Below are 18,273 nucleotides of genomic sequence, written 5' to 3' on the forward strand. Positions count from 1 at the left end.
CGTCCGGTGCCGTTCGGTTTCCGTGAGGTAAAACCGGAGTGCCGTCCCCGTCACACCGGACGGGTCCGGCCACAGCGAGCGGGGGAACGCGTGACAGGGAGTCCCGACCGGGGCGGCGGAAGTGCACGTCGGACCACCAGCGTCGACGTGGCGCGGGATCTCGGGGTGTCGCAGAGCACGGTGTCCCTGGCACTGTCCGGGTCGAACCGTGTGTCCGAGGCCACCCGGCAACGGGTGCTGGAGGCATGCGCCCGGCTCGACTACCGCCCGAACGCCGCCGGCCGCGGGCTGCGCACCGGGCGGTCGCACACCGTCGGGCTGTTCGTCCCGCAGCTGGGCTACGAGGTGTTCGACCGGATCCTCATGGGGGTGCGGACCGGACTGGCGCTGGCCGACCCGGACAACCGGTGGAGTGTGCTGGTCGGCTCGACCGACAACGACGCCTCCCAGCAGGAATCACTGACCGCGGCCATCGGCGCACACGACTTCGACGGGCTGATCCTGGCCGCGGTGGGCGAACCTGGTCCTGGCGTGGTGTTCGGCGGCCCGATCGTCGGCATCGAGACCGCACCGGACGGCGTCCCCGTGCGCTCCTACGACCTCGACCAGGTCGCCGCCACCGCGCTGCGGGTGCTGACGGACAACGGCCACCGGTGCATCGCGCACCTGAGCGCACTGCCGGACAAGACCAGCTTCGCGCAGCAGCGCCGGGCATTGGAACGTGCGGCCGCCGGGCTGGTCGTCAGGGGTCCGCGCCTGCAGCCCTTCCGTCGCCACGACGCGGCCGACGTCACGACGGACTCCGGACTGCTCGCGATCCGGCCGATGTTCGACCTCCCCGTCCGCACCCGGCCGACCGCCGTCATCTGTGACGACAGTCGGCTGGCCGCGGCCGTCTACGTCGCGGCCGACGAGGCCGGACTCTCCGTCCCACAGGACCTCTCGGTCTTCACCACCCACCTCGACGACGTCGGCCGCACCCTCCGTCCGGCCCTGGACGGCATGCTGCGCCCGGCCGAGCGGGCCGGCGAACTCGCCGCGCGGGCGTTGCTCGACGCGCTGGCCGGGCGGTCTGTCCCTGACGAGATCCTGCTGCCCAGTGAGCATCTCCCCGGGGCGTCAGTGGCGCGGAGGGGTAGGGGGTAGGGGTCGTCGCCCCTTCTGTACGAGTGGGATCGGCGGCTGGTGGACTGATGGCTCTCGATCGGAGAAGCGCAGGGAGGACAGGGCTGTCGCCCGTGGCCGCCGCGCGGATCCCGGACCGTCTCGCCGACCGAGCGGGACACGACCCGACGTCGGGCCCGAAAGTGGCTCTACGGTAGGGAATCTACGAATCGGGGACCGAATCCTTCGGCTCGCGATGGAATCGGTCCCCGATTCGGGACGGCCCGACCGACGGTCGGCGCTGTCGGGCTCACCGCACCGATCAGCCGATGGTGTCGAGCTCGGCGACGGCGTCGGCGGGGAGGTCGAGGGCGGCGCCGGCGACGTTCTCCCGGAGGTGGTCGATCGACGAGGTGCCGGGGATCAGCAGGATGTTGGGCGAGCGCTGCAGCAGCCAGGCCAGCGCCACGGCCATCGGGGTCGCACCCAGCCGCTCCGCCACGCCGGACAGGGTCGCGGACTGCAGCGGGCTGAACCCGCCGAGCGGGAAGTAGGGCACGTAGGCGATACCCTGCGCGGCCAGCGCGTCGATCAACGCGTCGTCGCCGCGATGCGCGAGGTTGTACTGGTTCTGCACGCACACCACCGGCGCGACGGTCTGCGCCTCGGCGATCTGCTCCGCCGTCACCTCGCTGATGCCCAGGTGCCTGATCAGGCCCTCCTGCTGCAGCCCGGCGACCACCTCGAACAGCGCGGCGATCGACCCGGCGCCCTCCATGATCCGGAGGTTCACCACCGGCAGGACGTCCAGCCCGAGGTGCTCGAGGTTGTCGTGCACCGCCTGCTTCAGTTGGTCAGCGCCGAGGGCGGGCAGCCAGGCACCCTGCTCGTCGCGCAGCGCACCGATCTTGGTGACCAGGGTCAGCTGCTCCGGGTACGGGTGCAGCGCCTCCTTGATGATCTCGTTGGTGACGTGCGGGCCGTAGAAGTCGCTGGTGTCGATGTGGTCGATGCCCAGTGCGAGGGCCTCGCGCAGCACGGCGATCGCCGCGTCGCGGTCCTTCGGCGGGCCGAAGACGTGCGGGCCGGCCAGCTGCATGGCGCCGTAGCCGACGCGGCCGATGGTGCGGTCACCCAGGGTCCAGGTGCCGCCGGGACGTGTTCCGGTGGTTGTGCTCACGGATCCAGCCTGCGCCGCTGCGGGACCGGCAACCAGAGACCAGTAGTCCCCCCTTGAGCCCGGCTCAGTCCGGCCAGAGCCGCCGGACCCGGCGGGCCAGCTCGGCGTGCAGGGTGCGGATGTCCGCACCGACCAGCGCTCCGTCGCGGACGACGTACTCGCCGCCGACGAACACGTGCCGCGCGGTCCGCTCCGGTCCCAGCACCAGCGCGGCCACCGGGTCGAGCACGTCGGCGACGTCCTCGCCCGGCCAGACCACCAGGTCGGCCCGCAGGCCCACCTGGACCGCGCCGATGTCGTCCCGGCCCAGGCAGCGCGCGCCACCGGTGGTGGCCAGCGACAGCGCGTCGACGGGCAGGAAGGCGGTCGGGTCCATGTCCCGCTGCCGGGCCAGGAACAGCGCCTGCCGCATCTCCGGCATCAGCGTGCCGATCTCGTTGGACGCCACCCCGTCGACTCCCAGGCCGACCGGGGCACCGGCCGTGACCAGGTCCTTCACCCGGGCGATGCCGGATCCGAGACGGCAGTTGGACGACGGGCAGTGGGCGATCCCGGTGCCGGTCTCGGCCAGCCGGATCACCTCGGCGTCGTCGAAGTGGATGCCGTGCGCGACCCAGACGTCAGGGGCGATCCAGCCGATGTCGTCCAGCAGCTGCAGCGGTCGGCGGCCGAACCGGGCCAGGCTGTCGCGTTCCTCGTCGAGGGTCTCGGCGAGATGTGTGTGCATCCGGATGCCGAGGCCGCGGGCCAGCTCGGCGGTCGCCGTCATCAGCTCGGTGGTGACGCTGAACGGGCTGCACGGCGCCGCGGTGACGAAGATCTTCTCGCCGTCGTGCAGCCGGGCGTGCACGGCGCTGGTGGAGGCCAGGATGTCGTCGAGATCCTCGACGACGGAGTCCGGCGGCAGTCCTCCACGGCTCTGGCCCAGGTCCATCGACCCGCGGGCGATGTGCGTCCGGATCCCGATCGTCCTGGCCGCGGCGGCGATCGCGTCGAACACGCTGTCGTCCCCGCCCGGCACCAGGTAGTGGTGGTCGGCCGCGGTGGTGCAGCCCGAGAGCGCCAACTCCCCCAGCGCGACGGCCGCCGCGGCCTGCACGTCCTCGGGCGTCAGCCGGGCCCACACCGGGTAGAGCGTCGACAACCAGCCGAACAGCGAGCAGTCGAAGGCCCAGCCGCGGGTCATCCACTGGTAGAAGTGGTGATGGGTGTTCACCAGACCGGCGGTGAGGATGTCGCCGTCGCAACGGATCTCGACATCACCCGGCTCGGCCGGCACGCTGCCCACGGCGACGATCCGGCCGTCCTCCACGGCCACCTCGCCGGGGTACCGGAGTCCACGCAGCACGGTGCGCGCCATCCGCGCCCACCCCTCTCGTCCGGCGGCGCCGTGCCCGGCACCGGAGGAACCGACGGTATCGGGCAGCCGCATCCCGGCAGGTGTCCGGCATGTGAAGGCCCGGTCACGCGTGCGGCGGCCGGATCCGGGGAACGGACCGGACGCAGGATCAACACGGGCGGGCATCGACACGGGCGAGCACCGGGCGAGCTCAGCCGAAGACCGACGAGGTGCGGACCCGCGTCGCCCGCATGGCACGATGAGCACGATCCCGGACCCACCCGGGGCGACCACGGAAGGACGAATCCATGTCCGGCTTCCCGCTGCGACCGCACTCGTCGACCTCGGCGTCCCGTCGGCCGGACATCCCGCTGACCGTCGAGCCCGAGGTGGACACCTCGTCGATCGGGTCGCTGGTCAAGGACGCCACCGTGCACATGTCCACCCTGGTCCGCTCGGAGATCGAGCTGGCCAAGATGGAGATCACCCAGTCGGTGAAGACCGGCCTGCGCGGTGCGATCTTCTTCATCGCCGCCGCCCTGATCGGCGTCGTGGCGCTGGTCTTCGGCTGGTTCGTGCTGGCCGAGATCCTGAACATCTGGCTGCCGCGCTGGGCCGCCTTCCTCATCGTGCTCGGGATCATGTTCCTGGCGATGGGTGGCCTGGTCTTCCTCGGCATCAAGAAGATCAAGCAGGTGAAGAAGCCGGAGCGGACCATCCAGACCCTGTCCGACACCGCGCAGACGCTGAAGGCCGCCGCCACCCACAGCCCCGCTACCACTCCCGGGAACTGACCCGAGCGGGCCCGGGAACGCCTTGATCCACGAACCGCCCGGACCCACCGTGGTCCCGTCGGCCGCGGTCTCCCCGCTCGCCGCCGATCGGCAGGCGCACGTCGACCCGCATCCCGCGATGGCGCTCACCGGCCCGTTCGACCACGACGGCGCCCCTGCCGTTGCCGCCTTTCCTGCACATGCGGTCGACGAGACCCTCCGGCACCGGACGGTGTCCGCGAACGGCATCCGCTTCCACGTGGTGGAGTCCGGCACCGGGCCGCTGGTGCTGCTGCTGCACGGTTTCGGGCAGTACTGGCTGAACTGGCGCCATCAGCTGCCCGCCCTCGCCGCTGCCGGGTTCCGGGCCGTGGCAGTGGACCTGCGCGGGTCCGGCGGCAGCGACAAGCCACCGCGCGGCTACGACGCGTTCACGCTCTCCGCCGACATCGCCGGCCTGGTCCGGGCGCTCGGCGAGCGGAAGGCCACGCTGATCGGCCAGGGCTACGGCGGGGTGCTCGCCTTCGACACCGCGATCATCCATCCGACGGTGGTGGAGAAGGTGGTGGCGATCGCCGCCCCGTCGCCGATGCGGACCGCCAAGGTGCACCGGGTGCGGACCGATCCGTACCGCCGGCTGCTGCACTTCGCCGCCATGCCGTTCGTGCCGGACCGCCGGCTGGCCCGGGCCGACGGGTCGATGCTGGAGCGCATCGTGCGATCACAGGCCGGGGCGGCCTGGAAGGCCTCCGCCGACTTCCGGGAGACCATCGCGGCGATGCGCCGGGCGATCGTGGTGCCCGGGGCGGCGAAGGGCGCGATCGAGAAGCTGCGCTGGGTGGCCCGGTCCCCGTGGCGGGCGGACGGCCTGCGGCACCGGGAAGCGCTGGAACAGCCGGTGCAGGCGCCGGTGCTGCACATCGCCGGGGACGCCGACCGGTTCACCCCGACCGCCGCGCTCGCCGATGCGGCCGGCCACTGCGCCGGTGGTTACCGGCGCGAGGTGGTGCCCGGCGTCGGCCACTACCCGGCCGAGGAGGCCCCGGAAGTGGTCAACGCCCTGATCGTCGACTTCCTGCGGTCCTGATCCGGCGGGCGTCCGCCCGCCCGTCCGACGTCGGGGGTCGGGCGGTGCTGCATGCGGTGGGATCGCAGCCGATCAGCTGCGCCGAGCAGCCGACCGTCAGTCCGCGGTGCAGACCCCGGTTGCTGCGGCGGTGGTGTCGGTGAGCCCGGCCTCCAGCGTGCTCGCCGCTTCCTCCGCGGTGAGCACGAACCCGACGTCCGGCTGGTCCAGCGACGCCCCGAAGACCACACCGAGCACGGCCCCGTCGGTGCCGACCAGCGGGCCTCCGGAGTTACCGGAGCGGATCTGGCCGCGGACGGTGTAGACGTCGCGGGTGACGGTGCTGCTGTTGTAGATGTTCGGCCCGCGCAGCGGGAACTCGGCGCTGATCCGGGCCGCGGTGAGGGTCAAGGGACCGTCCAGCGGGTAGCCGATGGCGACCGCATCGGCCCCCGTGTCCGCCGTCGCAGTGTCCCAGTCCAGCACCGGCCGGTCGAGGTCCGGCACGTCGAGCACGGCCAGGTCGCGATCGGAGTCGTAGAGCACCACGGTGGCGTCGATCAGCTCGCCGCCCTGCTCCACCTGCACCGTCTGGGTGCCGGCCACGACATGGGCATTGGTCATCAGCTTCTGCGGCCCGATCACGAACCCGCTGCCCTCGATCGCCCGGGAGCAGCTCGGCGCCCGGCCGCGGACCTTCAGCACCGACTCGGCGGCGGTCCGGACCGCAGGCAGCGCCGCGACGCCGGTGTCCGGCGCGTCCACCGCGACATCCGGCGTCGGGGTGAGCGGGTCCAGGATCGCCGGGAAACCCGAGTCGTCGAACAGCTGGCGCATCCGGTCCGACACGTCGCGCAGGCCGCTCGGCATGACGTCGTCGACGGCGCCGAGCACCGCCGAGGACCGGACCGCGGAGGCCAGCCAGGGATACGGCGTGGAGGCCACCGGGATGGCGATCATCCAGGTCACGATCAGCACGGCGAGGGTGTGTCCGACCAGTCCGAGGCCCCGGTCCAGGACCCGCGCCGGCTGCCAGGTGAACCGGTCGGCGATGGCCCGGCCGACCGTCGACCCGGCCAGCTCGCCGATGCCGACACCCAGGATCACGCAGGCGATCCCGATCGCGACCTTCGCGGCGGACACGTCCGCCCACTCCATCGCCAGCGGCGCGAGCCGGATCGCCAGCACCGCGCCGCCGACCGCGCCCACCAGCGACACGGTGCTGGCCACGAACCCACGCCGGAACCCGGACCAGGCCGCACCGAGCAGCAGCGCGATGACCAGCGCGTCGACCCAGGTCACCCGCGGCCGGCCCCGTCGACGATCTCGCGGACCTCGGGATCGGCCAGCGCGGCGCCCAACGGTGGCAGCTCGACCCGACGGGAGGTGTCCCAGGGCCGCTCCCAGCCGCCGATCCGGAGCAGCATGTCGACCAGCCCGGCGGTGAAGCCCCAGACCACCAGGCCGGCCACCTCGAAGGCCGGGCCGATGTATCCGGACCGGTGCACCACCCGGCCGCGCCGGGACGGATCCGCCAGATCGGTCACCGGAACCCGTGCCACCACCGCGGTCTCGGCCGGGTCCACGGCCGACACCGCGACCGGATCGGGCCACCAGGCCAGCACCGGGGTGACCAGCGACGAGGACGGCGGCAGGTAGAGATCGGGCAGTTCGGCGGCGGGCACGACGCCCGCCGGGTCCAGGCCGGTCTCCTCCATGGCCTCGCGCAGGGCGGTGCCCACGGCGGTCTCCCCCGGCTCGGCCCGGCCGCCGGGGAAGGCAGGCTGGCCGGCATGCGAGCGCAAGGTGGCGGCGCGACCGGTGAGCAGCAGGTCCGGTCCGTTGTCACCGTCGGCGAAGAGCATCAGCACCGCCGACCGCCGCAGGCCTCGGGTGCCGGGCGGCGGGGCATCCGCGGACAGCCGCGGCTGCAGTTGGCCGGTCGTCGCCCCGTCGATGGCGTCGACCATCGGCGTGAACCATGCCGGCAGCACACCCGCGCCGGACAGCCGTCGGCCGCGGTCCTGCCACGCGGGCGCCGCGCTCACGCCTCCAGCCCGACCATGGCCAGCAGGTGCGGCCGCTCGGCCCCGGTGATCAGCTTCGCGGCGGCCTCCGGGTCCAGCGGGCCGGCGCCACGGGACGGGCAGAGATCGGCCAGGTAGCAGGCGCCGCAGGCGGGCTTCTTCGCATGGCAGACCCGGCGCCCGTGGTAGATCGTGCGGTGCGAGAACATCGTCCAGTCCTTCGCCGGCAGCATGGCCGCCAGCTGCAGCTCGACCTTGACCGGGTCGGTGTCCTCGGTGAGGCCCCAGCGCCGGACCAACCGGCCGAGGTGGGTGTCCACCGTGATGCCCGGGGTGCCGAAGGCGTTGCCCAGCACCACGTTCGCCGTCTTGCGCCCGAACCCGGGGAGCGTGATCAGCTCCTCCATGGTGTGCGGCAGCACGCCGTCGAACCGCTCCACCAGCGCCTGGCCCAGCCCGATGATCGAGGCCGCCTTGTTCCGGAAGAAGCCGGTGCTGCGGACGTACTCCTCCAGCTCCGCCCGGTCGGCCGCGGCGTAGTCGGCGGCGGTCCGGTACCGGGCGAACAGCGCCGGGGTGACCATGTTGACCCGCACGTCGGTGGACTGGGCGGACAGGATGGTGGCCACCGCCAGGTCCAGCGGGGTGCCGAAGTCGAGCTCGATCACGGCGCCGGGGAACCCCTCGGCGAGGCGGGCGTTGATCTTCCGCACCCGGCGCGTGCGGGCCAGCGGGGTGGCGGGGGCGGCGGTCCGGGGCACCCGATCAGGTTGCCACAGCAGCCCGACAGCGCGGGTGCTGTCCAGGGGAGCCGGTGATGGGCCATGATGGCCGCACCATGACTGCCTTCCTCGTGCTGCTCTTTCCGGTGCTGCTGATGGTGTTCGCGCTGCTCATGTCCAAGGTCGAGGAGCGGCTCAAGCCCGCCGCGGTCACCGAGGACGAAGTGGAGGAGTTCCTGGAGCAGGCCCGGCCGGACGAGGTCAACACCTTCATCCGGGAGGGCTGGACCGGCGCGCTCGCCCGGTTCCGGCTGCGTCGCAAGCCGCGGCCGCGCAGGATCCGCAAGGGCGGCTGACCCGAGCCCGGGCCAGGGGCGGTCCGGCCCGCCACCCCGGGTGCCGGGGCGATCACCGCGGTCCCTTCCGGAGCCGCGACACGTGCTCTGACATGGCCGGATCGTGGCTGTTCCGGGACCCGGACTCCCCCGTTCGGCTCCCGGAGTGCGCTGCGGGCGCCGTCACGTGATGGAATGTGACCCAGCAGACGCTGGCAGTAGGAGGAATGGTGGAGGAAACCCTCGCCCGGGCAGGCATCTTCCAGGGAGTCGACCCCGACTCGGCGCTGGCCCTCGGGTCGCAGCTGGAATCGGTCGACTACCCCAGGGGCAGTGCCATCTTCTCCGTGGGCGAGCTCGGTGACCGGCTCTACATCATCCTGTCCGGCAAGGTGAAGCTCGGCCGCAACTCCCCGGACGGCCGGGAGAACCTGCTGGCGATCATGGGACCGTCCGACATGTTCGGCGAGCTGTCCGTCTTCGACCCGGGCCCGCGCACCTCGACGGCCACCGCCGTCACCGACGTCCGGCTGGCCACCATGGACCGCGCCGCGCTGCGCGAGTGGATCGGCAAGCGCCCGGAGATCGCCGAGCAGCTGCTCCGCGTGCTGGCCCGGCGCCTGCGCCGCACCAACAACAACCTGGCCGACCTGATCTTCACCGACGTCCCCGGCCGGGTCGCGAAGGCGCTGCTGCAGCTGGCCCGCCAGTTCGGCCAGCAGGAGGGCGCGCACCTGCGGGTGACCCACGACCTCACCCAGGAGGAGCTCGCCCAGCTGGTCGGCGCCTCCCGGGAGACCGTGAACAAGGCGCTGGCCGACTTCGGCCACCGCGGCTGGCTCCGCCTCGAGGGCAAGAGCGTCGTCATCCTGGACGCCGAGCGGCTCTCCCGCCGCGCCCGCTGACCCACCGGTGGCGCTCCGGGGGGAGGACCACCGCATCGAGCCGGACACGGTCCGGCTCGACCTTCCGGGCGGTGCGACCAACAGCGGTGCAGCCGACGGCGCTGACAGCGGTGCAGCCGACGACGGTGACAAGGGTGCAGCCGACGACGGTGACAAGGGTGCAGCCGACGGCGTTGACAGGGGTGCGGCCGGCGCCGGGGCGGTCGGTGCCGACGATCCGACGGTGCCCGGATCATCGCGGGTCGGCAGCGGGACCGCCGCGCCCACCGGGACGGTCCGGGCATCCCTGAGCCGCCGCGACCAGCGGTCACGCCGGCTCCTGCGCACCGGTCTGGTCGCCGCGATGATCGCCGGGTTCGTGCTGTCACTGCTGACCCTGATGGCGGTGAACCCGTTCCGGCCGGCCGACGAGAACGCTCACGTCGGCTACGTGCAGAGCCTGGTCGAGGACGGCCGGTTCCCGGAGGTCGGTGAGCAGGTGCTGCACCGGTTCGACGCCCAACCGCTCAAGGGCGTGCAGCACACCGCGAACCACCCGCCGCTGTTCTACCTCCTGCAGGCGCCGATCTGGTGGGTCGGTGACCAACTGGACGACCCGCTGGCCGCGTTCTACGCGGGCCGGGTGTTGTCCGCGCTGGTCGGTGCCCTGTGCGTGCTGCTGGTCGGGCTGATCGCCTTCGGGCTGACCGGCCGCCGACGACCCGAGGTGGGGATCGGCGCCGCGTTGTACCTCGCCACGTTCGCGCCGTTCGTCACCGTGTCCGGCTTCTTCCAGAACGACTCGGTCGGCACCGCCACCGCGGCGTTGGCGCTGCTCGGGCTGGTCGGCCTCGCGCTGCGTCCGGACCGGCCGCGCTGGCCCCTGGTGCTGGTGGTCGCCGGCTGCGTGCTGGCCCCGCTGGCCCGCGCGCAGAACGTCGGCGTGGTCGCGGTCTGCTGCCTGGGCGTCCTGCTCTTCCCGCTGCTGCGGGCCGAGACCCGCACCCGGGCGGCGGTGCTGCGGTCGGTGCTGACCGTGCTGGTGATCGGCGCCGGCTGCGCGGTCACCTCCGGCATCTTCTACCTGCGCAACCTGAACCTGTACGGCGATGCCACCGGAGGCGCGGCGGTGACGGCGCTGGTCCGGCTCAAGCCGCGGGGCGAGTCGGTGTTGGACGACCTGCTCGAGCCCGGCACCTGGTACACGCTCTTCATCAACCAGCCGGTCTGGGTCGGGGTCTGGCAGGGCCCGCGCCCCGGTGGGCGCCTCTGGGTCAGCATGGCCTGTCTCGGCGTCATCGCCGTCGGCATCCTGAGCTGGCTCGCGCGCGAGTTCGTGATGCGCCGGAGGGCGCAACTCCCGGGGCCGAGAACGGCCGGCCGGACATTGATGGCTGTGCGCTTCCTCGCTGCCGGTCTCGTCCTGCTGCACGCGGTGGAGGCCGCGATTCACGTGGCCGGCGGCGGAAACCTGCACGGGCGCTACATGTTCGGTGCCATCGCGGCGGTGGCCACCGTCGCTGCGGTCGGGCTGCTCGCCCTGCCCCTGGGCCGCCGCGGACCATTTCTGGCCGTGGTGGTCGCGGTCGACGCGCTGGTGGCGGTGACCTACATCGGGTTCCTCGCAACGTCCCGGACGGCCGTGCTGCCGGGACCGGACGTGGGCTGGGTCCGGCGGATCCTGGACGGTCTGCGGAACAACGGGGTGCCGTTCGCGGTGCCGCTCTTCTGGATCCTGATGACTGTTCTTGTCGCCGCGATCGGCAGTGCGCTGCTGGCGATCTGGCGGATCACCGGGATGCGGCACCCGGCCACTCCCGCCGGTGCGACGGGCCCGGCGGACACGCCGACCGTCGCCCAGGACAGCCTCGGCAGCGCCCGGGCGGCGGTCAGCCCGAGCGCCGGAACCTGATCGCGGTCACCGCGGCGGTCGCGGAGACCGGGTCGGGCAGTGCGGCGACACGCTCGGCGATCTCCGCCGGCGACAGGTGCCGGGCGGCCGGCCCCATCCGCACCAGCGCGGACGATGCGGCCGGGTCGAGCGCGAGCGGGAACCGCACCGGTACCCGCTCCACCTCCACCAGGGCGCCGGGAACGGCCGCCGCCAGTCGGTCCACCTTGCCCTCGTCCACCTCGAGCAGCCCCAGCGGACCGCGCAGCTCCGCAAGGTGGGCCGGGTCCGGCAGCACGGCGATCAGCGAGCCGCCGGGAGCCAGCACCCGGGCGATCTCGGCCGGCACCCGGGGCGCGAACACGCTGGTGACCACGTCCACCGAGGCGTCCCGGACCGGCAACGGCGCCCAGGCATCCGCCACCACGCTGCACACCCGCGGATCCGCGGCCGCCCGCTTCGCGGCGGGCTTGGAGGCGTCCAGGGCGATCCCCACGGCACCCGGGACCGCGTCGAGCGCGGCCGAGAGATAGTGCCCGGTACCGGATCCGATCTCCAGGATCAGCCCGGGACCGGACAGGTGCCAGGCCAGTGCGCCGGACACCAGGTCGGCCAGCACCCCGGCGATCGGCGCGTAGCCGCCGGCGGCGAGGAAGTCGACGCGGGCCTGCACCATGTCGACCGAGTCACCGGTGTCGGTACGCGACCGCGGACCCAGCAGGCTGACGTACCCCTGCCGGGCGAGGTCGAACCGGTGGCCCTGCGGACAGCCGAGCGCACCGGCGTTCTCGACCTCGGCGAGCGGTTCGCCGCAGTGCGGACAGGCCAGTGCCGCGAGCGCCCGCGGCGGGATGGTGCCGGTCACCGGCGTGCCGCCAGGAAGTCCAGCTGCGCCCGCACCGACATCTCGGCAGCTCCGCGCACCGACGGGTCGATGTCGGTGTAGACGTGATCGGTCACCTCGGCCACCCCGGCATCCGGGCCGAGAACGGCCAGCGCGGCACGGATCTGGTCCAGCCGCTGCTCCCGGTGCGCCCGGTAGGCGGCCGCTGCCTCGACCATGTCGGGCAGATCCGGGCCGTGGGCCGGCAGCACGCGCACCCGGCCGACGGCGGCGAGCCGGTCCAGCGAGTCGAGGTAGTCGCCGAGGTCGCCGTCCGGCGGGGCGAGCACGGTGGTGCCCCGGCCCAGGATGGTGTCGCCGGTCAACACCGCCTCGACATCGCCGGCTGCATCGACGATCTCGAAGCTCACCGAGTCGGACGTGTGACCCGGGGTGGCGAGCACCCGCACCGACCGGCCACCGAGATCGACGGTCTCGCCGTCGGTCAGCGGATCGCCGCCGTGGCAGTGCTCCGGATCGACGGCGCGCACCGGGGCACCGGTACGGGCACGCAGTCCCGGGGATCCGGCGGTGTGGTCGACGTGCCGGTGGGTGATCAGCACCAGCGCGGGCCCGGCCGCCGCCAGGGTATCCAGGTGCGCGGCGTCGTCCGGCCCGGGATCGACGACCACGGAGCGCTTCTCGCCCCGGATCAGGTAGGAGTTGGTGCCGTCCAACGTCATCGGGCCGGGGTTGTCGGCCAGCAGGACCTGCACACCGTGGCCGACCGTCCGCCAGACCCCGGTCGCCGGGTGCTGCGGCTGCGGCGCTGCGGTCATGCCGGGTTCCCCCGCGGATGGTCGGCGGTGAACTCCACCTCGCCGACGCGCACCCGCAGCGGTTCGCCGCGACCCGAGAGCATCTGAGGCTGCACGGGTTCCATATCGGCCTCGAACTCCAGCGCCTCGGCGACGGTGGCGAACCGACCGACCTGCAGCAGGTTGCTCGCGGTCGGCGGCATGATCTGCAGCAGCCCCTGCTCGCCCTGGCGGAGCAGGTCGTCCGGAGTCGCCCACATGCCGGTGTCCGCCTCGGTGGTGCCGAGCGCCACCTCCTGCCCCTCGGGCAGACCGGCGACGAAGAAGAAGGTGTCGAACCGGCGGGGCGGGCCGGGCGGGGTGATCCACCGGGACCACGGCCGCAGCCCCCGCAGATCGGTGCGCAGGCCGAGATCCGCCAGCGCCTCGGCGATCCCGGCCCGGTGCGCGGTGACCTCCGCCCGCCAGTGCTCGCGGCGGTCGAGCCCGGGGAGCGTGCCGCGCTCCGGGGTGGCCAGCAGGACGCCGACCTCCTCGAAGAGTTCGCGGACGGCGGCGGTGACGATCTGGTCGGCACCTTCGATGCCGATGGCGGCGTGCAGCTCGGCGACCACGTCCTGCTGGCCCGGTGCCGGTTCCGGGAGGGTGGCGTCGGACGGGTCGACGCCGCCGCCCGGGAAGGCGGTGGCCCCGGCCGCGAAGGCCAGGGCCGCCACCCGCACCAGGACGAAGACCTCGATCCCCTCCGGGGAGTCGCGCAGCAGCAGCACCGTCGCCGCCGGACGCACTTCGGGAGAGTCGGTCATCGGGTCACCGTAGCCGCGTACCGTGGTGATCATGGCGGGGAGGTCGGCGGACCGGCTGGTGCAGGCCGGGTGGACGTTCGTCCACGACGGCATCGCCGTGCGCACGTCCCGCCGCGAGCACACCACCAGCACGCTGATCCTGGCCGACCCGGCCGCCGCCGAGGGCTCGGAGGTGGTGCTGGTCGACCCGGCGTGGGACCCCGACGAGCTGGACGAGATCGCCGCGTCGCTGGACGGGCTGCGCATCGCCGCCGGCTTCGCCACCCATGCACACCACGACCACCTGCTCTGGCACCCCGACCTGGGCCGGGCGCCACGCTGGTCGTCCCCGATGACCGCGGCGCTGGCCCGGCTGCACCGGGACGAGCTGCTGGAGCAGTTGGGCCGGGACTGGCCGCGCCCGCTGACCGCGCTGTTCGGCCGGGTCGAGGGGCTGCCCGCAGGCACCGTCCCGTGGCAGGGACCGACGATCCAGCTGATCACCCACGACGCCCACGAGAGCGGTCACACCGCGCTCTGGGTGCCGGAACGGCGGGTGCTCGTTGCCGGCGACATGCTCAGCGACGTGGAACTGCCGCTGGTGCAGAACGGTTCGCTCGACGCCTACGCCGTGGGCCTGGCCACCCTCCGCCCCTACGCATCGGCGGCCCGGGTCGTCGTGCCCGGTCACGGACGACCCGGCGACGACGGCGCCGAGCGCTGGCGGGCAGACCACCGGTACGTCGACCGGCTGATGGCCGGCCTGGACCCGGAGGATCCCCGGCGCGCCAACCACGGGATGGAGCAGGCGCACGCACTCTCGCTGGAGCTGGCCCGGTCGAATCTCGCCGCGCCCGGCTGATCGTGGCGGGACCACCGATGCCGCACTGTGCCCGCCGACCACCGGACGCAGAACGGGCCGGCCGGAAGTTCCGGTCGGCCCGTTCCCGCACAGGTGGGTGGAGCTGCGATCAGTGCAGCTCGACGATGGCCTCGACCTCGACCGGGGTGCCGAGCGGCAGCTCGGCGACACCGACCGCGGAGCGGGCGTGCCGGCCGGCCTCGCCGAACACCTCGACCAGCAGGTCGGAGGCCCCGTTGACCACACCGGGCTGCCCGGTGAAACCGTCGGCGGAGGCGACGAACCCGACCAGCTTGACCACCCGCGCGACGGCATCCAGGCCGACCGCGTCGTGGATCGCGGCCAGGATGTTGATCGCGCAGAGCCGCGCGTAGCCGCGGGCGTCCTCCGCGGTGATCTCGGCGCCGACCTTGCCGGTCGCGGGCAGCACGCCGTCCACGAACGGCAGCTGGCCCGAGGTCAGCAGCAGGTTGCCGGTGCGTGCGGTCGGCACGTAGGAACCGGCGGCCGCCGGAACGGCCGGCAGCGTGATGCCGAGTTCGGCGAGCTTGTCGAGGGCGCTCATCACTTCTCCCGCTTCAGGTAGGCCACCAGCTGCTCCGGATTCGGACCGGGGACGACCTGCACGAGCTCCCAGCCGTCCTCCCCCCAGGAGTCGAGGATCTGCTTGGTGACATGGCTCAGCAGCGGGACGGTGGCGTACTCGAAGGCACGCCGTGGAGCAGGTTCGGTCATGGCCACCAGCCTAGGGGCGCGCGGGCATCCCGCTACCCTTGGCCCCATGGAGTGGTGGCGCTGGGCCGCAGCCGGCGTGGAGCTGCTGCTGCTGGTGGTCCTGGTGCTGCTGCGGTTCGACTCACTCCGGGACCGTCCGGGCTGGTCGATGGCCCGGGCCGCCCGCCGGGCGTCGATCTGGGCGGTGCTGATCCCGATCGGGGTGGCCGCGGTGTTGCTGGTCCCGGGATGGGCGGTGCTGGTGCTGCTCGCGGTGCCGGCACTGGTCATCGGCACGATGGCGATGGCGAGCTGACCGTGTCCGAGAACAACGCAGCGCCCGTGGCCGGCCCGGTCTGGCCGGCGGCCGCCCGTCGAGCCCGGCTGCACGTGGTGAGCGGCAAGGGCGGCACCGGGAAGACCACGGTCGCCGCCGCGCTCGCCCTCGCCCTCGCCGCGGACGGCCGCCGGGTGCTGCTGGTGGAGGTCGAGGAGCGGCAGGCGATCGCCCGGCTGTTCGACGTGCCGCCGCTGCCGTACGAGGAGCGCAAGATCGCGGTGGCCTCCGGCGGCGGGGAGGTCCGGGCGCTGGCCATCGACGTCGAGGCCGCTCTGCTGGAGTACTTCGAGCTCTTCTACAACCTCGGGTTCGCCGGTCGCACCCTCAAACGGATGGGCGCGGTGGAGTTCGCGACCACCCTCGCCCCCGGCCTTCGCGACGTGCTGCTCACCGGCAAGGCGAAGGAGACGGTGACGCGCAAGGGCACCGACAACCGGCCGGTGTACGACGCGGTGGTGATGGACGCGCCACCGACCGGCCGCATCGTCACCTTCCTCAACGTCACCGTGGCGATGGCGGATCTGGCCCGCCGCGGGCCGATCCGGAACCAGGCCGACGGGGTGGTCCGGCTGCTGCACTCGCCGGACACGATGGTGCACCTGGTGACCCTGCTCGAGGACATGCCGGTCACCGAGACCGTCGAAGCCGTCGCCGATCTCGCCGCTGCGGGACTGTCGGTCGGCACGGTGGTGGTCAACCGTGCGACCGACACCCGACTGCCGGCCGCCTCGGTGCTGCCGGCCGCCGAGGGACGGCTGGACATCGGTCGGATGGCGTCCGGGCTGGCCCGGGCCGGGGTGGACCCGGAGCCGGAGTTGCTCGCCGCCCTCGAGCAGGAGACCCGGGACCACGCCATCCGGGTGCTCGCCGAGCAGGAGTGCCGGGACCTGCTGATCGGGACCGGGCTGCCGCTGGTGACCCTGCCGGAACTGGTCGACGGCGCGGATCTCGGTGGCGTGTACGAACTCTCGGAGCGCCTCGCGGCGCAAGGCGTGCGGTGAGCGCGATGCGACAGTCACCCGTCCTCGACATCGCCGGCGTGCTGTCCGACCCGGCCACCACGGTCGTCGTCACCTGTGGGTCGGGCGGCGTCGGCAAGACCACCACCGCTGCGGCGATGGCACTGTGGGCGGCCCGACGGGGGCGCCGGGTCGCGGTGCTGACCATCGACCCGGCGCGCCGACTGGCCCAGTCACTGGGCCTCGGCGAGCTCGACAACGTGCCCCGACAGGTCGATCTCGGGGATCTGACCGATCGGGACGGTCCCGTCGAGCCGGGCGGCGAGCTGTGGGCGATGATGCTGGACTCGCGGCGCACGTTCGACGAGATGGTCGCCTCGCACGCCTCCGCTGAGCGGGCCGAGCAGATCTTCGCGAACCCGTTCTACAAGACCATCTCCACGAACTTCTCCGGCACGCAGGAGTACATGGCGATGGAGAAACTCAGCCAGCTCGCGGCGGGCGGCGAGTACGACCTGATCGTGGTGGACACCCCGCCGAGCCGCTCCGCGCTCGACTTCCTGGACGCCCCACAGCGTCTCGGCTCGTTCCTGGACGGCCGGATGATCCGGCTGCTGTCCTCACCCGGCCGCGGGATGCTGAAGATCGTCGGCGCCGGGGTCAACCTGTTCACCCGGGCCGTGACCTCGGTGATCGGTGGCCAGATGCTGGCCGACGCCGGGCAGTTCGTGCAGCTCTTCGAGAGCATGTTCGGCGGGTTCCGGGAACGGGCCCAGGCGACCTACGACCTGCTGCGCGGCAGTTCCGCGACGTTCGTGGTGGTGGCCGCACCGGAACCCGATGCGCTGCGCGAGGCCTCGTACTTCGCGGACCGGCTGCTCGCCGAGCGGATGCCGCTGGCCGGGCTGGTCCTCAACCGCACGCACCCGCCGCTGGCCCGGCTGGACATCGCCGCGACCCGGGCGGCACTGGACGATCTGGGAAAGTCCGCACCGCTGGCCACCGCCGCACTGTCGGTGCACGCGCGGCTGCTGACCCTGCGGGCGGAGGAGATCCGGTTGCGGTCACGGTTCGTCGGAGCACATCCGGACCTGCCGGTGGTCGAGGTGCCGGCGCTGCCGTTCGACGCCCACGACCTGCCCGCGCTGCTGGAGATCGCGGACCGGCTCACCGGCGCCGCGGACCGTTCGGCCTGACGACCCGCCCGTCGGACGGAACGGCCCGGCCGGTTCAGCCGGCCGGTTCAGCCGGCCAGGTGCTCGGTGCCGGCGAGGCGGGCCTCCTCCAGCAGGTCCCGCCAGCTGGTGACGTCCGGGCAGCGCTTGAGCAGCGCACGGCGCTGACGCTCGGTCATCCCGCCCCAGACGCCGTACTCCACCTGGTTGTCCAGTGCCTCGGCCAGGCATTCGGTCTTCACCGGGCAGCCGCCGCACAGCCGGGCCGCGTCACGCTGGGCCGCGCCGGTCACGAAGAGGGCATCGGGATCGCCGTTGGCGCAGACGGCCAGGCTCTTCCAGGACGGGGCCCCGGTCTCCTCGGCACCACGCGTCCGGACACCGGAAGCAGCTGCTCCGCCGATCTCGGCGATCCCGGCCCGGTCGGCCGGAACGATGCTCAGTCGAACCTCGGTCATGCTCATCACGCCCCTTCT

21 protein-coding genes are annotated in these 18,273 nt (G+C 73.0%); 10 read left to right on the plus strand and 11 right to left on the minus strand.

Annotation, left to right across the window (positions count from 1 at the left end):
- Window positions 1-147 precede the first annotated feature (147 nt).
- Entirely contained in the window at window positions 148-1,146 is a 999-nt protein-coding gene (locus GIS00_RS24250; protein WP_322098388.1) for a LacI family DNA-binding transcriptional regulator, read from the plus strand.
- A gap of 280 nt (window positions 1,147-1,426) precedes the next feature.
- On the opposite strand, the gene GIS00_RS24255 is transcribed toward GIS00_RS24250, so the two are convergent.
- Both GIS00_RS24255 and GIS00_RS24260 read right to left on the minus strand, forming a co-directional pair.
- Entirely contained in the window at window positions 1,427-2,284 is an 858-nt protein-coding gene (locus GIS00_RS24255; RefSeq protein WP_322098389.1) for an aldo/keto reductase family oxidoreductase, read from the minus strand.
- A 64-nt stretch (window positions 2,285-2,348) separates the two neighbouring features.
- Window positions 2,349-3,644 (minus strand): 8-oxoguanine deaminase, encoded by a 1,296-nt coding sequence (locus tag GIS00_RS24260; protein WP_196073442.1) that lies wholly within the window; start codon window positions 3,642-3,644, stop codon window positions 2,349-2,351.
- A gap of 287 nt (window positions 3,645-3,931) precedes the next feature.
- Here GIS00_RS24260 and GIS00_RS24265 point away from each other — a divergent pair, with 287 nt between their 5' ends.
- Both GIS00_RS24265 and GIS00_RS24270 read left to right on the plus strand, forming a co-directional pair.
- Window positions 3,932-4,417: a phage holin family protein gene (locus GIS00_RS24265; RefSeq protein ID WP_154771060.1), complete on the plus strand. Its 486-nt coding sequence runs from the start codon at window positions 3,932-3,934 to the stop codon at window positions 4,415-4,417.
- 22 nt (window positions 4,418-4,439) lie between these two features.
- On the plus strand, window positions 4,440-5,483 hold the full coding sequence (locus tag GIS00_RS24270; protein WP_230314095.1) for an alpha/beta fold hydrolase: 1,044 nt from the start codon (window positions 4,440-4,442) through the stop codon (window positions 5,481-5,483).
- 96 nt (window positions 5,484-5,579) lie between these two features.
- Here the strand turns inward: GIS00_RS24270 and GIS00_RS24275 are convergent, their stop codons facing one another.
- From GIS00_RS24275 to nth, 3 genes are read right to left on the minus strand one after another with little or no spacing between them, the layout of a single operon-like run.
- Window positions 5,580-6,764, minus strand: coding sequence for a MarP family serine protease (locus tag GIS00_RS24275; protein WP_322098390.1), 1,185 nt, complete (start codon window positions 6,762-6,764; stop codon window positions 5,580-5,582).
- A complete protein-coding gene (locus tag GIS00_RS24280; RefSeq protein ID WP_322098391.1) occupies window positions 6,761-7,510 on the minus strand; it encodes an NUDIX hydrolase in 750 nt (249 codons plus the stop codon). Before GIS00_RS24280 ends, GIS00_RS24275 begins: the two co-directional genes overlap by 4 nt.
- Window positions 7,507-8,250, minus strand: coding sequence for an endonuclease III (gene nth, locus GIS00_RS24285; protein ID WP_322098392.1), 744 nt, complete (start codon window positions 8,248-8,250; stop codon window positions 7,507-7,509). Before nth ends, GIS00_RS24280 begins: the two co-directional genes overlap by 4 nt.
- 77 nt (window positions 8,251-8,327) lie before the next feature.
- On the opposite strand from nth, the gene GIS00_RS24290 reads away from it, so the two are divergent.
- The 3 genes from GIS00_RS24290 to GIS00_RS24300 all read left to right on the plus strand — a co-directional run bounded on the left by GIS00_RS24290 (window position 8,328) and on the right by GIS00_RS24300 (window position 11,342).
- Window positions 8,328-8,567, plus strand: coding sequence for a hypothetical protein (locus GIS00_RS24290; protein ID WP_154771062.1), 240 nt, complete (start codon window positions 8,328-8,330; stop codon window positions 8,565-8,567).
- Window positions 8,568-8,776: 209 nt separating this feature from the next.
- On the plus strand, window positions 8,777-9,451 hold the full coding sequence (locus tag GIS00_RS24295; RefSeq protein ID WP_322098393.1) for a Crp/Fnr family transcriptional regulator: 675 nt from the start codon (window positions 8,777-8,779) through the stop codon (window positions 9,449-9,451).
- A 223-nt stretch (window positions 9,452-9,674) separates the two neighbouring features.
- Window positions 9,675-11,342 carry a hypothetical protein gene (locus GIS00_RS24300; RefSeq protein WP_154771064.1) on the plus strand — a complete coding sequence of 556 codons (1,668 nt, stop codon included), beginning with the start codon at window positions 9,675-9,677 and terminating at the stop codon, window positions 11,340-11,342.
- On the opposite strand, the gene GIS00_RS24305 is transcribed toward GIS00_RS24300, so the two are convergent.
- Genes GIS00_RS24305 through GIS00_RS24315 form a run of 3 tightly spaced genes read right to left on the minus strand, consistent with a single transcriptional unit; the run spans window position 11,320 to window position 13,768 of the window.
- On the minus strand, window positions 11,320-12,186 hold the full coding sequence (locus GIS00_RS24305) for a putative RNA methyltransferase (RefSeq protein ID WP_322098394.1): 867 nt from the start codon (window positions 12,184-12,186) through the stop codon (window positions 11,320-11,322). The two genes, GIS00_RS24300 and GIS00_RS24305, sit on opposite strands and share 23 nt — an antisense overlap.
- The gene (locus GIS00_RS24310) at window positions 12,183-12,983 is read right to left on the minus strand and encodes an MBL fold metallo-hydrolase (RefSeq protein WP_154771065.1); all 801 of its coding nucleotides are present in this window, start codon (window positions 12,981-12,983) and stop codon (window positions 12,183-12,185) included. The genes GIS00_RS24305 and GIS00_RS24310 overlap by 4 nt, the downstream gene beginning before the upstream one ends.
- Window positions 12,980-13,768, minus strand: coding sequence for an NUDIX hydrolase (locus GIS00_RS24315; protein WP_154771066.1), 789 nt, complete (start codon window positions 13,766-13,768; stop codon window positions 12,980-12,982). Before GIS00_RS24315 ends, GIS00_RS24310 begins: the two co-directional genes overlap by 4 nt.
- A gap of 31 nt (window positions 13,769-13,799) precedes the next feature.
- Between GIS00_RS24315 and GIS00_RS24320 the strand changes: the two genes are divergently transcribed.
- Window positions 13,800-14,609 (plus strand): MBL fold metallo-hydrolase, encoded by an 810-nt coding sequence (locus GIS00_RS24320; RefSeq protein WP_154771067.1) that lies wholly within the window; start codon window positions 13,800-13,802, stop codon window positions 14,607-14,609.
- A gap of 109 nt (window positions 14,610-14,718) precedes the next feature.
- Here GIS00_RS24320 and GIS00_RS24325 read toward each other — a convergent pair whose 3' ends face one another.
- Window positions 14,719-15,174 (minus strand): RidA family protein, encoded by a 456-nt coding sequence (locus GIS00_RS24325; protein WP_154771068.1) that lies wholly within the window; start codon window positions 15,172-15,174, stop codon window positions 14,719-14,721.
- Window positions 15,174-15,344, minus strand: a complete 171-nt coding sequence (locus GIS00_RS24330; RefSeq protein ID WP_154771069.1) for a DUF4177 domain-containing protein — start codon at window positions 15,342-15,344, stop codon at window positions 15,174-15,176. The genes GIS00_RS24325 and GIS00_RS24330 overlap by 1 nt, the downstream gene beginning before the upstream one ends.
- A 46-nt stretch (window positions 15,345-15,390) precedes the next feature.
- Here GIS00_RS24330 and GIS00_RS24335 point away from each other — a divergent pair, with 46 nt between their 5' ends.
- From GIS00_RS24335 to GIS00_RS24345, 3 genes are read left to right on the plus strand one after another with little or no spacing between them, the layout of a single operon-like run.
- On the plus strand, window positions 15,391-15,639 hold the full coding sequence (locus GIS00_RS24335) for a hypothetical protein (RefSeq protein WP_154771070.1): 249 nt from the start codon (window positions 15,391-15,393) through the stop codon (window positions 15,637-15,639).
- A complete protein-coding gene (locus tag GIS00_RS24340) occupies window positions 15,573-16,664 on the plus strand; it encodes an ArsA-related P-loop ATPase (protein ID WP_154771071.1) in 1,092 nt (363 codons plus the stop codon). The genes GIS00_RS24335 and GIS00_RS24340 overlap by 67 nt, the downstream gene beginning before the upstream one ends.
- Window positions 16,665-16,669: 5 nt before the next feature.
- Window positions 16,670-17,818 carry an ArsA family ATPase gene (locus GIS00_RS24345; RefSeq protein WP_154771072.1) on the plus strand — a complete coding sequence of 383 codons (1,149 nt, stop codon included), beginning with the start codon at window positions 16,670-16,672 and terminating at the stop codon, window positions 17,816-17,818.
- A gap of 47 nt (window positions 17,819-17,865) precedes the next feature.
- Here GIS00_RS24345 and GIS00_RS24350 read toward each other — a convergent pair whose 3' ends face one another.
- A complete protein-coding gene (locus GIS00_RS24350) occupies window positions 17,866-18,129 on the minus strand; it encodes a WhiB family transcriptional regulator (protein WP_230314113.1) in 264 nt (87 codons plus the stop codon).
- Window positions 18,130-18,273 lie beyond the last annotated feature (144 nt).

Source organism: Nakamurella alba, assembly GCF_009707545.1.
GTDB lineage: Bacteria > Actinomycetota > Actinomycetes > Mycobacteriales > Nakamurellaceae > Nakamurella > Nakamurella alba.